We start from the raw sequence: 12062 nt of genomic DNA on the forward strand, positions 1-12062 counted from the left end.
CCGACATGCCCTCCTACATTGGAAGCCCATCCGGAGTCGCCCCCATGCACGTGCCCGAGCTGATCGCCTACCTGAATGGCCGTTTCGCACCGCTGGCCGAATTGACCGTGCCCGTGCTGGATCGTGGCTTTCTGTTCGGTGACGGGGTGTACGAGATGATCCCGGTGTATGGGCGGCGGCCGTTCCGGCTGGCCGAGCACCTGAAGCGGTTGGCCGCCAGTCTGGCGGCGGTGCGCATCGACAACCCGCACGACGAGGCCACGTGGAGCGCGCTGGTGCTGGAACTGATCGCACGCCAGCCGTTCGGCGATCAGTCGATCTACCTGCAAGTGACGCGCGGTGCGGCATATCCGCGCAATCACGCCATCCCGGCGCGCGCCACGCCCACAGTGTTGCTGTTCGCCGATCCACTGAACCCGCCCGCCACCGTGCTGGTGGAGCAAGGCGTGGCCGCCGTGGGTATGGAAGACCCACGCTGGCAGCGCTGCGATATCAAGACCATTTCGTTGCTGGGCAACGTGCTGGCGCGCGCGGCATCGGTGGATGCCGCCGCCGCGGAAACCGTGATGTTCCGCGACGGCCTGCTGACCGAAGGCTCGGCGAGCAACATCTTCACTGTGAAAAACGGCTTGCTGCTGACCCCCGCGCCGTCCAACCGCATGCTGACCGGCATCACCTACGACGTCGTGCTGGAGCTGGCTCGCCGCCACGGCCCGCCGCCGGTGATCCGCCCAGTGACCGAGGCCGAGGTGCGCAGCGCGGATGAACTATGGCTGACCTCCTCGTCCAAGGAGATTCTGGCCATCGTCAGCCTGGATGGCATCCCGATTGGAAATGGCGCGCCCGGCCCCATCTATCGACGGATGTACGGCCATTACCAGCAATTCAAGGCCGGGGAGATGCGCCCCGGCGAGGAGACGCCATGAGCACCCAGTTCCAGGACATCCCGAGCCAGAAGCTCGAAGACCTCGTCACCTTCCCCGCGCTGATCCCGGTGAAGGCTGTCAGCCACAAGAATACCGACCAGGCCGAATTCCACGCCGCGCTGGTGGACCTGACCGCGCTGCATGTGCCGGGCTTTCACGCCGGACTGGTCACCATCCGCACCTCCAGCGCCGGCAACTACTTTGCAGCCACGCTGAGCATCACCTTCGACTCGGTTGATCAGGTTCACGCACTGGATACGGCGTTGCGCGGGCATCCGCTGGTGCGGATGGTGCTGTGAGCACTTGCATGCAAACGCAGGCTGTCAACGAAGCCGACCATCACGATCATGGGTTCAAAACCCGTCCATTTCGCCAGTCCGGTAATGCCCGCGTTCGGCAAGGAAAGCAGCCTTTCCGCACGGTGAGGGTTGCCCGGTGAAACGCGAAACACCTTCCTGGCCTGCCAAGGAAACGGTCACCGAACATGCCACCCGTACGGGCATCGCACTGGTACGTGAGCAGGGTGTGTGCGCCTACGAGCCCACCTGGCATGCGATGCAGGCATTCACCGACGCGCGCACCGCCGAGACGCCGGACGAACTCTGGCTGCTGGAGCACCCGCCGGTGTTCACGCTGGGGCAGGCCGGCAAGCCGGAGCACATCCTGCAACGCGGCGATATCCCCATCGTCAAGATCGACCGGGGCGGCCAGGTCACCTATCACGGCCCCGGCCAGTTGATGGCCTATACGTTGCTCGATCTGCGGCGACTGGGCTTCGGCGTGCGCGAGCTGGTGCGGCGGCTGGAAAACAGCGTGATCGCACTGCTGGACGATTACGATATTGCCGCCTATGGCAAGACGGACGCACCCGGCGTCTATGTGCGCGATGCGGATGGCGAGGAAGCCAAGATCGCCGCGCTGGGCCTGCGCATCCGCAACGGTTGCTGTTTCCATGGGCTGTGCTTCAACGTGGACATGGATCTGGCGCCCTATTCGATGATCAATCCATGCGGCTACCAGGGCCTGCATGTCGCGCAATTGCGCGATTTCGGCGTAGTCGAGACACCCGCCACGATTGCCGCTAGAATGGCGGCCAAAATCCTGCAACAAATCAACCAATTACCCGCGTAAGCGACGTGGGTATGGCGCACCGCACATGACCGAACCCGTCAAGACCCCCGCCAACGCGCAACAGGGCGTCAAGCTCAAGGGCGAAGCCAAGACCGCCCGTATTCCGATCAAGATCGTGCCGCTGGAAGAAAAGCTGAAAAAGCCGTCGTGGATCCGCGTCCAGGCGCCCAGCTTCAACAGCCGCTTCTACGAGATCAAGGACATCCTGCGCAGCCAGAAACTGCATACGGTGTGCGAGGAAGCATCCTGTCCCAACATCGGCGAGTGCTTCGGCAAGGGTACCGCCACCTTCATGATCATGGGCGACATCTGCACCCGGCGTTGCCCGTTCTGCGATGTCGGCCATGGCCGCCCCAACCCGCTGGACGCCAACGAGCCGCGCCACCTGGGCGAAACCATCGCCGCGCTCCGGCTGAAGTATGTGGTGATCACCTCGGTGGACCGCGATGACCTGCGCGATGGCGGTGCCCGCCATTTCGTCGAATGCATCCAGCACACCCGCGAGTTGAGCCCGCATACCCAGATCGAAGTGCTGGTACCTGACTTTCGCGGCCGCCTGGACATCGCGCTGGACCTCTTCGCCGAGGGCTTGCCCGACGTGATGAACCACAATCTGGAAACCGCGCCCCGGTTGTACAAACAGGCGCGTCCCGGTTCGGATTACCTGCACTCGCTCAAGCTGCTGAAGGACTTCAAGGCCAAGTATCCGCATGTGGCGACCAAGTCCGGCATCATGGTCGGCCTGGGCGAGACCGATGAGGAAGTGTTCGAGGTGATGCACGATATGCGTGCGCACGACATCGACATGATCACCATCGGCCAGTACCTGCAACCCTCCAATGGCCACCTGCCAGTGCTGCGCTACGTGCATCCGGACCAGTTCAAGGTATTCGAGGACAAAGCCTACGAACTGGGCTTCAAGCACGCCGCCGTCGGCGCCATGGTGCGCTCGTCCTACCATGCGGATCAGCAGGCGCATGGCGCGGGCGTGACCGGCTGAGCCCCGGACCGCCTCGCCAGACAGCCGGCCCCAGTGCCGGCTGTTTCGTTTGCGGCGCCGCCGATGCACACTGCGTTTAACACCAACGGAGCCGCGCCATGCAGGAAATCGCCCGCCACGAACTATCGATGACCGTGCTGATGATGCCGGACATGGCCAACTTCTCCGGCAATGTGCACGGCGGCCAATTGCTCAAGCTGCTCGATCAGGTGGCATATGCCTGTGCCAGCCGTTATGCCGGCACCTACGTGGTCACGCTGTCGGTCGATCAGGTGCTGTTCAAGCAGCCGATCCATATCGGCGAAATGGTCACCTTCCTCGCCAGTGTGAACTACACCGGCCGCACATCGATGGAAGTGGGTATCCGCGTGCAGGCGGAGAATATCCGCACCCGCGAGGTGCGCCACACCAACAGTTGCTATTTCACCATGGTGGCGATGGGCGACGATGGCCAGCCGGCCGTGGTGCCACCGCTGGCCTGCGATACCGATACCATGCGCGAGCGCTTCCGGCAGGCCGAGACGCGGCGGGCGATGCGGCTGCGCAATTGAAAACGGTGGATCATCCGATCCGCCGTTTTACCCCCGCGTTCGGGCATATCGCCATGTCAGGGAATGGCGATGCGCCTTGCCGCGATCAGAGCGCCGGGTACTTGGTGAAATCAGGCGTCACACCCCAACCCAGCGGCACGTAAAACAGGCTTTGATAGGCCGCGCCGAAGTGGTTGGGCAGGGTATCGAACAGCCCGTATTCCTTGATGCTGACACCGGCCAGTGCCTTCTGCCCGTCGGCGTCGCCCGGATAGGCCAGGTAACGCGCCGTGCCGCCCTGGTCCAGATAGGACTCCAGCGTGGTCTTGGCCAATTTGTCGTTGACACTCATCTTGCCCACCGAAATCTGCGTGGTATGGATCTGCCCGGGATAACGGGCCGCCAGTTCGTGCGCAGTGTTGTGCGCAGGCATCGTCGATGTGGCCAGCCCATGGAAGCTATGCGTCCAGAAGATGGCCTTCTTGCCCTTGAATGGGCCTTCCAGCAGCCATGCCGCATTGCCAGCCGCCGCGATGTCGCGCTGGTCCCAGTCGTTGGCCGGCGCCTTGTTCCATAGATAGCCACCCCCCGCGCTCAGGCTTTGCACCACGCGGCACCACAGGCCGAGGTCGGTGAAATCGTACTTCGCGGGTGCGCCGCCGTTATCCACACACAATTCAGCCTTGAGCGAGGTGGAAACCCGAATAAAGGCGGCATAACCATCCGGCTTTTTTGAGCCTTCCGGCACGTTGACCACCTTTTGCCCCACGCTCAGGAAGCTCGACCAATCCGGCGATTGCAAAATGGTCGAGTTGCGCAGCGTCAGCAGCATCTGCAATTGCGACAACGCATGTCCGGTGGATTCCACCCCGCCCATCATGATGTCGGTGCCCGCCAGCGCCAGCGGGTTGGCGGTGGACTGGGTCTGGTCCAGGTATTCGAACACCTTGCGGCCTTCGGGGGTACGCGAAGTCAGATAAAAAATACGCCCGGCCGAAGAATCGGTGTAAGACATGCCATCCACGTCATGCTTTTCTTTCATCCGCGCCACGTCATAGATGCCGCTCTCGAACAGCAGCACATCGAATTGCTTCTCCTCGTGCAGGTACTTGACCAGCCGCGCCATCAGCGTCAGCGTCGCACCCTCGCCGTGCACCGACTCGTTGAGAAAGACGATACGCGCATCGCCCACCGCATTGCCGAATGCCGCGAGATCCGACGAATCGGTGGCGCTGAAATCCGTGCTCGCCAGCGCATTGCCGTTAACGGCCACCACGCTCCTGAGCGCCTCACCCTGATCGGCGCCGCCATCACCGCCGCCACCGCAGGACACCAGCAACGGCACACTCATACCGAGTGAAACAACCAGCATCTTCGCAATTTTCATCAAGTGCTTTCCTTAAATGCATGAGTCAAATATTTAATTTTTCCAAACAACACGCTGTCAATTAAATTCAGCAAAAGAAAAGTACAGGGAGCAGGGCTGGTTTGTAAACTCGTTTGTCATACCTTGATGCAAGGAGCGCTCTTCTGGCTGGCAACCACAATAAAAAACGCCACCCGAAGGTGGCGTTTTTGGTACTACAGGGGTCGCTTAGCTGGATCAGAAATCCATGCCGCCCATGCCGCCCATGCCACCGCCGCCCGGCATGGCCGGGGCGTCGTCCTTCGGCAGTTCGGCGATCATCGCGTCGGTGGTCAGCAGCAGGCCGGCCACGGAGGCGGCGTGTTGCAGCGCCGAGCGGGTGACCTTGGCCGGGTCCAGCACGCCGATCTCGACCAGATCGCCGTATTCGCCGGTGGCGGCGTTGTAACCGAAGTTACCCTTGCCTTCCACGACCTTGTTCACCACCACCGACGGCTCGTCGCCGGCGTTGGCCACGATCTGGCGCAGCGGGGCTTCGATGGCCTTCAGCACGATCTTGATACCGGCTTCCTGGTCGGCGTTCAGACCCTTGATCTCGCCCAGGTTGGCACGGGCACGCAGCAGCGCAACGCCACCACCTGCCACGATGCCTTCTTCCACTGCGGCGCGGGTGGCGTGCAGGGCGTCTTCGACGCGGGCCTTCTTTTCCTTCATTTCGACTTCGGTCGCGGCACCAACCTTGATCACCGCAACGCCGCCGGCCAGCTTGGCCACGCGCTCTTGCAGCTTTTCACGGTCGTAGTCGCTGGTGGCTTCTTCCACTTGCTTGCGGATGGTGGCCACGCGCGCCTTGATGGCTTCTTCCTGGCCAGCGCCGTCGATGATGGTGGTGTTTTCCTTGGCCACTTCGATGCGCTTGGCCTGGCCCAGATCGTTCAGCGTGGCCTTTTCCAGCGACAGGCCCACTTCTTCGGCGATCACGGTGCCGCCGGTCAGGATGGCGATGTCTTCCAGCATGGCCTTGCGACGGTCGCCAAAGCCCGGGGCCTTGACGGCAACAGTCTTCAGGATGCCACGGATGTTGTTCACCACCAGGGTGGCCAGCGCTTCGCCGTCCACGTCTTCGGCAATGATCAGCAGCGGACGGCCCGACTTGGCCACCTGCTCCAGCACCGGCAGCAGATCGCGGATGTTGCTGATCTTCTTGTCGAACAGCAGCACGTACGGGTTGTCCAGCAGGGCAACCTGCTTGTCCGGGTTGTTGATGAAGTACGGGGACAGGTAGCCGCGGTCGAACTGCATGCCTTCCACGACAGCGAGTTCGTCTTCCAGGCCAGAGCCGTCCTCGACGGTGATCACGCCTTCCTTGCCGACCTTGTCCATCGCTTCGGCGATCTTCTGGCCGATCACTTCATCGCTGTTGGCGGAAATGGCGCCGACCTGGGCGATTTCCTTGCTGGTGGTGGTGGGCTTGGCGATCTTCTTCAGTTCGCCGACCAGCGCGACCACAGCCTTGTCGATACCGCGCTTCAGATCGGTGGGGTTGAAGCCGGCGGCCACATACTTCAGGCCTTCGTTCACGATGCCTTGCGCCAGCACGGTGGCGGTGGTGGTACCGTCGCCCGCCACGTCGGAGGTCTTGGAAGCCACTTCCTTGACCAGTTGCGCGCCCATGTTCTCGAACTTGTCCTTCAGTTCGATTTCCTTGGCGACCGACACACCGTCCTTGGTGATGGTCGGGGCGCCGAAGCTGCGCTCCAGCACCACATTGCGGCCCTTCGGGCCCAGGGTCACCTTGACCGCATCGGCCAGGATGTTGACGCCGGCAACCATCTTGCTACGGGCGGAATCACCGAATTTGACTTCTTTAGCAGCCATCTTTGCGCTCCAAATCTATGAATTCTGGGGGTTTGCTAGCAGGCCACCGCAAGCAATGCGGCGGCGGGGCGCTTCCGGCGGGCATGCCCTGGCCGGAACGCCGGGTCGGGCGAAATCAGCCTTCGAGCACGCCGAAGATGTCTTCCTCACGCACCACCAGCAGCTCTTCGCCGTTCACCTTGACCGACTGACCGCTGTACTTGCCGAGGATGACCTTGTCGCCGACCTTGACGGCCAGCGGGCGCACCGAACCGTTGTCCAGCAGCTTGCCGGTACCGATGGCGACGACTTCGCCAAGATCGGGCTTTTCGGCGGCTGCACCAGGCAGCACGATGCCGGAGGCGGTCTTTTCTTCAGCTTCAACACGCTTGATCACGACGCGGTCGTGCAAGGGACGAATTGCCATCTTTCAAACTCCTGCGAAATAAATAACGCGAAACATGTGCAACACCAAGTGCTGCGCTTGCAACAATTTGACGGTTAGCACTCATCGCTAACGAGTGCTAATGATATGGACGCCAGTAGGGCTTTTCAAGGGCAGAACGCTGCAAATAACGCCGTGCGTCGCAAATGACCGGCCGCAGGCCACGCGGTTCCGCCTGGCACACCAATGGATAAAACCCGATCGCAATGGCCAGGATTCGAATGAGGGTCATCGCCGTCGAAAACGCCGCCTGCGGCAAGAACGCAGGTCAGCGCACCGCGCCATACCACGCCGTCGCCCACCGCAAACAGCCGCCGCCCGGGCTGGTGGGCGACCAGCGCGGAGCCCCAAAGTCGAGCAGCAAGCCACTGTGTTCGTCCAAGCCAAAACAGGGCAGGCGGATGCGCTCGAACGCGGGGCCGACCGGTTGCACGGCCAGGTGCACGTGGCCAGCGAGCGCATAGTGCCCCGGCACAGCCTGGCCAGGCTCGTGGCACAGCGCGAAAGGCATTTGCAGCCAAAGGCTCGTTCACCACGTGGAAAGCCGTGGCGCCAGGCAAAGCGGGCCGGCATGGCGGCTGATCAACCTGGGCGGCGGCGCCGCCGCCCTAGTCGAGCGCCTGTGCGATGAGGGTGTCTGCCACCTGGGGTACGGCGGCCATGACCGGGGACTCGGTACCGTAGGTCTGGCTGGCGGTGTAAAGGCCTTCGATCAGCAGCGCCAGCGCGTGCGCCAGCGCGGCGGGGTCTCTCGCGCCGGTGGCGCTGGCCAGGGCGGTCAGGCGGGCCAGCAACTGCCGCTTGTGTTCGGCGACAAAACGCCGCGCGAAGTGATCCGGCTCCGGGTATTCGGCTGCGACGTTGACGAAAGGGCAGCCCCGATAACCATCGCGCGTGGCGCGGGCGGTGACATCGATGAAGTACTGCCGCAACGCGGCGACCGCATCGTCGGGATGCTGGGCCACGCTGCCGTCGAAATAGCCCCAGAACATGGCTTCGCGCCGCTTCAGGTACTGCCGTAGCAACTCATCCTTGGAGCTGAACTGGCGGTACAGGCTCATCTTGTTCACGCCTGCCTGCTTGACCACGGCATCCACGCCGACAGCACGCGTGCCCTCGCGATAGAACAGGCTTTCGGCGGCATCGAGAATGCGCGCGGACGCGGACGCGGCGTCCACCACGGTGCGGGCGGGCTTGCCTGATTCGCTCATCGTGCGGCTCCTGAAAGGGTGCTTGACATGTTACCGCTCGGTACATAGCATGCACAAGCCGATGTTACTGATCGGTAACAACAAGAATCCACTGGAGAATCCCATGCAGGCCACCATTGCCCGGCGCCTGGAAGGACGGCTGCACTACGGCTGGATCGCCATAGCGGTCACCTTCCTCATCATGCTGATCACCGCCGGCACGCGGGCCTCGCCCAGCGTGATGATGGTACCGCTGGAACACGATTTCGGTTGGAGCCGCGCCACCATCTCGCTGGCGCTGTCGATCAACCTGGCATTGTTCGGGTTGATGGGGCCATTCGCGGCGGCGGCGATGCTGCGCTTTGGCCTGCGCCGCACGGTACTGGTGGCCCTGACGGTGCTGGCAACGGCGGTGGCCGCCTCCAGCCTGATGCAGGCGAGCTGGCAGTTGCAGTTGATCTGGGGCGTGGTGGTGGGTTGCGCCACCGGCGCCACCGCCATGACGCTGGGCGCCACGGTGGTGAACCGCTGGTTCTTCCAGCGGCGCGGCCTGGCGATGGGCCTGCTCACCGCCAGTTCCGCCACCGGGCAATTGGTGTTCCTGCCGCTGCTGGCCGCGCTGACCGAGAATCATGGCTGGCGCCCGGTGGTGCTGGTGGTGGCGGGCGCAGCGGCGCTGATCGTGCCGCTGGTGGCCTGGTTGCTGCCCGAGCGCCCCGGCAGCGTGGGCCTGAAGCCCTACGGCGCGGCAGCCGATGCCGTCGAAGCCGCACCAGTGACGCAGAACCCCATCACCATCGCTTTTTCCGCGCTGCGTCGTGCGGCAGTGACCCGGGATTTCTGGCTGCTGTTCTTTACCTTCTTCGTCTGCGGTGCCAGCACCAACGGTTACATCGGCACGCACTTCATCGCCATGTGCGGCGATTTCGGCCTGACGCCGGTGAAGGGCGCCAGCATCCTGGCGGTGATGGGCCTGTTCGACCTTGCCGGCACCACGTTGTCCGGCTGGCTGTCGGACCGCTACAACCCACGCGTACTGCTGTGCTGGTACTACGGCCTGCGCGGCCTGGCGCTGCTTTACCTGCCCGCCGCATTCGGCCTGGGCGTATTCGGCCTGCCGCTGTTCACGATGTTCTACGGGCTGGACTGGATCGCCACCGTACCGCCAACGGTGCGCTTGACGACGGATCGTTTCGGCAGTACCGACGCGCCGGTGATCTTTGGCTGGATCGTCGCCGGCCACCAACTCGGCGCCGCCTTCGCCGCACTGGGCGCAGGCCTGCTGCGCGGCAGCCTGGGCTCGTACACCGTGGCGACGTGGATTTCGGGGGGCCTGTGTGTGGTGGCGGCGTTGGTGGTGTTGCGGATTCATCGGCGGCCGGGGGTGGGGATGGGTGCCGTGCCGGCATGAGGTTGCAACTGCCAAGGCTTTTAACCGCCAAGCGCCTGCGGCGCCAGGCGGTTAAGACCTTTGAAGCTGCGGTTGCCGTTGCAAGGTGCCAAGCAGCACCGGCAACCGCTCCCCAGGCCCGCGCTCGGCACCCCACTCACTCCCCCCACCGCATTCCCCGCTAAACTGCCCGCTTCCCGCATCCCGACGTACTCATGACCCCCACACCCGCCGCGCCCGATATCGCGCCCGAATCCGACACCTCCCACGCTGCCGCGCTGGCCGATTACCTCGCCGCGCACCATGCCACGCTGGTCACCACCGACAACAGCTACGCCGTTTCGGTGGCGGGCGAGGTCGATGTGGACGGGTTGCGCGTGCCCTATCACCTGGTGCCGGACGAGGGCTTTCTCGGCAAGACCAATAAATGGCGGCGGCTGCCCGACACCGAACGGCTGGCCTTGTTGCAGGCTCGCTGGAACCCCGCCGCGCGGGACAAGCTGGAGCAGCAGTTGCGCGCCTGCGCCCGCACCGTGCTGAAGATCGCGCGCAGCGGCGGGCTTGATCCGGCCAGCGCGCTGCATGCATTCCAGGCCAAGTACGAACGTGCACAGACGCGCTGCACACTGGCACTGGACCGTATCGCGGCGGCCAATGGCGTCAACGCCGCCACGCGGCAGGCGGAAAAGACGCGCGACGCGGTGAACCTGTCGCTGTACCCCGAATCGTTCACCACCGCGCAGGCGATGGCGCGGCATTTCATCGCCATCCTCGGCCCGACCAATTCCGGCAAGACCCATGCGGCGATGGAACACCTGGCACAGGCCCGCAGCGGCGTGTACCTGGCGCCGCTGCGGCTGCTGGCACTGGAGAACTACACCCGCTTGCAGGATGCCGGCGTGGCGGTCAGCCTGGTCACCGGCGAACAGCGCAAGCTGCACCCCGAGGCCACTCACGTCGCCAGCACGGTGGAAATGCTCAACCCCAACCGCCCGGTCGAAGTGGCCGTGATCGACGAAATCCAGTTGCTGGACGACCCGGACCGTGGCGCGGCGTGGACAGCGGCGGTGTGCGGCGTCCCCGCGACCACCGTCTACCTGCTGGGCGCGCTGGAGGCCCGCGAAGCGGTCGAGGCGCTGGTGAAGCGTGTCGGCGGTACGCTGGAGGTGCGCGAGCTGCAACGCAAGTCGCCACTGGAAATGGAATCCCAGCCGCTCGGCTCGCTGCGCAACCTGCAAGCGGGCGACGTACTGATCGCCTTCTCACGGCGCGAGGTACTCAACTGGCGCGACCAGGCGATCGAACAGGGTTTTCGTGTCTCCGCCATCTACGGCAATCTGTCACCCGAAGTGCGGCAGGCGCAGGCGGAGCGTTTCATCGACGGCGAAACGCAGATCGTGGTCGGCACCGACGCCATCGGCATGGGGCTGAACACGCCGGCGCGCCGGGTGATCTTCACCACCGCCAGCAAATGGGACGGCTATGCCGAGGGCACCATCGCCGCGCCGCTGGCCAAGCAGATCGCCGGCCGCGCCGGGCGCTACGGCGTGCACGAAGCCGGCCATGTCGCCGGGCTGGACGCCACCACCCACAAGACCATCGCCGCGTTGCTGCGACAAAAACCGGAGCCGTTGCCCAGCACTGGTTTTTTCGTTGCGCCCAATCTGGATTACCTGCAACAGATTTCCGCCGCCACCGGCCAGACCCGTTTGCAGCCGTTGCTGGAGCTGTTCGCCAAGCACATCAACGTGCACGATGAATTCTTCCTGCCTGCCAACCTCACCGAGCAGATCGAAAAGGCACGCTGGCTGGATGCGCTGAACCTGTCGCTGGCCGACCGCTTCACCCTCAGCCTGTGCCCGATCTCGACCAAGATACCGATGCTGGAACGCGCCTTGCAGGATTGGGCCGCCGCCCGCGCGGCAAAGAAGCAGGCGCCGCTGCTGCGCATGGATGCCGCTTTCGGGCGCAACGAGCTGCAATTCCTGGAGGACACCTGCAAGCTGTATTCGGCCTATGCCTGGCTGGGCTATCGCATGCCGGATACTTTCCCGCACGAGGAAATCGCGCAGTCGCTGATGAAATCCACGTCGGAGAAAATCGACGCGCTGCTACAGGCGCAGAATACCCAGCGCGCGCGCGGCAAGCGGCCGGGCGCCACGGTGCGGCGCGGTGGACGCAGCGGTGGTGGCTACCGGCGGGGTTGAGCGCGGCTCATCGCGCCGGG

Annotated in this window: 12 protein-coding genes; 7 read left to right on the forward strand and 5 right to left on the reverse strand. The window is 64.0% G+C overall.

Translation table 11 applies throughout. The features are described 5' to 3' along the window. Positions 1 to 44 precede the first annotated feature (44 nt). The 5 genes from FAZ21_RS12200 to FAZ21_RS12220 all read left to right on the forward strand — a co-directional run bounded on the left by FAZ21_RS12200 (position 45) and on the right by FAZ21_RS12220 (position 3608). On the forward strand, positions 45 to 926 hold the full coding sequence (locus FAZ21_RS12200) for a D-amino acid aminotransferase (protein WP_136773719.1): 882 nt from the start codon (positions 45 to 47) through the stop codon (positions 924 to 926). After that, on the forward strand, positions 923 to 1225 hold the full coding sequence (locus tag FAZ21_RS12205) for a YbeD family protein (RefSeq protein ID WP_136773720.1): 303 nt from the start codon (positions 923 to 925) through the stop codon (positions 1223 to 1225). The genes FAZ21_RS12200 and FAZ21_RS12205 overlap by 4 nt, the downstream gene beginning before the upstream one ends. A gap of 136 nt (positions 1226 to 1361) precedes the next feature. Further along, positions 1362 to 2057 (forward strand): lipoyl(octanoyl) transferase LipB, encoded by a 696-nt coding sequence (lipB, locus tag FAZ21_RS12210; protein WP_211243446.1) that lies wholly within the window; start codon positions 1362 to 1364, stop codon positions 2055 to 2057. Between the two features lie 25 nt (positions 2058 to 2082). After that, positions 2083 to 3057 carry a lipoyl synthase gene (gene lipA / locus FAZ21_RS12215; RefSeq protein WP_136773721.1) on the forward strand — a complete coding sequence of 325 codons (975 nt, stop codon included), beginning with the start codon at positions 2083 to 2085 and terminating at the stop codon, positions 3055 to 3057. A 98-nt stretch (positions 3058 to 3155) separates the two neighbouring features. Then, on the forward strand, positions 3156 to 3608 hold the full coding sequence (locus FAZ21_RS12220) for an acyl-CoA thioesterase (protein WP_136773722.1): 453 nt from the start codon (positions 3156 to 3158) through the stop codon (positions 3606 to 3608). Positions 3609 to 3693: 85 nt separating this feature from the next. Here the strand turns inward: FAZ21_RS12220 and FAZ21_RS12225 are convergent, their stop codons facing one another. The 5 genes from FAZ21_RS12225 to FAZ21_RS12245 all read right to left on the reverse strand — a co-directional run bounded on the left by FAZ21_RS12225 (position 3694) and on the right by FAZ21_RS12245 (position 8466). Beyond that, on the reverse strand, positions 3694 to 4974 hold the full coding sequence (locus FAZ21_RS12225; protein WP_136773723.1) for a TraB/GumN family protein: 1281 nt from the start codon (positions 4972 to 4974) through the stop codon (positions 3694 to 3696). A gap of 216 nt (positions 4975 to 5190) precedes the next feature. After that, positions 5191 to 6831: a chaperonin GroEL gene (groL, locus tag FAZ21_RS12230; RefSeq protein WP_136773724.1), complete on the reverse strand. Its 1641-nt coding sequence runs from the start codon at positions 6829 to 6831 to the stop codon at positions 5191 to 5193. 115 nt (positions 6832 to 6946) lie between these two features. Beyond that, entirely contained in the window at positions 6947 to 7237 is a 291-nt protein-coding gene (locus FAZ21_RS12235; RefSeq protein ID WP_026263112.1) for a co-chaperone GroES, read from the reverse strand. 286 nt (positions 7238 to 7523) lie between these two features. Further along, positions 7524 to 7766, reverse strand: coding sequence for a hypothetical protein (locus FAZ21_RS12240; RefSeq protein WP_136773725.1), 243 nt, complete (start codon positions 7764 to 7766; stop codon positions 7524 to 7526). Positions 7767 to 7863: 97 nt separating this feature from the next. Next, on the reverse strand, positions 7864 to 8466 hold the full coding sequence (locus FAZ21_RS12245) for a TetR/AcrR family transcriptional regulator (RefSeq protein ID WP_136773726.1): 603 nt from the start codon (positions 8464 to 8466) through the stop codon (positions 7864 to 7866). A gap of 49 nt (positions 8467 to 8515) precedes the next feature. Between FAZ21_RS12245 and FAZ21_RS12250 the strand changes: the two genes are divergently transcribed. Both FAZ21_RS12250 and FAZ21_RS12255 read left to right on the forward strand, forming a co-directional pair. Further along, positions 8516 to 9856 carry an MFS transporter gene (locus tag FAZ21_RS12250; protein WP_246038622.1) on the forward strand — a complete coding sequence of 447 codons (1341 nt, stop codon included), beginning with the start codon at positions 8516 to 8518 and terminating at the stop codon, positions 9854 to 9856. Between the two features lie 194 nt (positions 9857 to 10050). Next, positions 10051 to 12042: a helicase-related protein gene (locus FAZ21_RS12255; protein WP_136773727.1), complete on the forward strand. Its 1992-nt coding sequence runs from the start codon at positions 10051 to 10053 to the stop codon at positions 12040 to 12042. The last annotated feature ends 20 nt before the right edge of the window (positions 12043 to 12062 follow it).

The sequence above is a fragment of the Chitiniphilus eburneus genome (assembly GCF_005048205.1).
Classification (GTDB): domain Bacteria; phylum Pseudomonadota; class Gammaproteobacteria; order Burkholderiales; family Chitinibacteraceae; genus Chitiniphilus; species Chitiniphilus eburneus.

Coding starts and splice junctions, on each gene's coding strand:
- groL (WP_136773724.1), bottom strand. CDS start 6,831: ATGGCTGCTAAAGAAGTCAAATTCGGTGATTCCGCCCGTAGCAAGATG.
- lipA (WP_136773721.1), top strand. CDS start 2,083: ATGACCGAACCCGTCAAGACCCCCGCCAACGCGCAACAGGGCGTCAAG.
- FAZ21_RS12200 (WP_136773719.1), top strand. CDS start 45: ATGCACGTGCCCGAGCTGATCGCCTACCTGAATGGCCGTTTCGCACCG.
- FAZ21_RS12235 (WP_026263112.1), bottom strand. CDS start 7,237: ATGGCAATTCGTCCCTTGCACGACCGCGTCGTGATCAAGCGTGTTGAA.
- FAZ21_RS12205 (WP_136773720.1), top strand. CDS start 923: ATGAGCACCCAGTTCCAGGACATCCCGAGCCAGAAGCTCGAAGACCTC.
- FAZ21_RS12220 (WP_136773722.1), top strand. CDS start 3,156: ATGCAGGAAATCGCCCGCCACGAACTATCGATGACCGTGCTGATGATG.
- FAZ21_RS12250 (WP_246038622.1), top strand. CDS start 8,516: ATGCACAAGCCGATGTTACTGATCGGTAACAACAAGAATCCACTGGAG.
- FAZ21_RS12255 (WP_136773727.1), top strand. CDS start 10,051: ATGACCCCCACACCCGCCGCGCCCGATATCGCGCCCGAATCCGACACC.
- FAZ21_RS12240 (WP_136773725.1), bottom strand. CDS start 7,766: ATGCCTTTCGCGCTGTGCCACGAGCCTGGCCAGGCTGTGCCGGGGCAC.
- FAZ21_RS12225 (WP_136773723.1), bottom strand. CDS start 4,974: ATGAAAATTGCGAAGATGCTGGTTGTTTCACTCGGTATGAGTGTGCCG.
- FAZ21_RS12245 (WP_136773726.1), bottom strand. CDS start 8,466: ATGAGCGAATCAGGCAAGCCCGCCCGCACCGTGGTGGACGCCGCGTCC.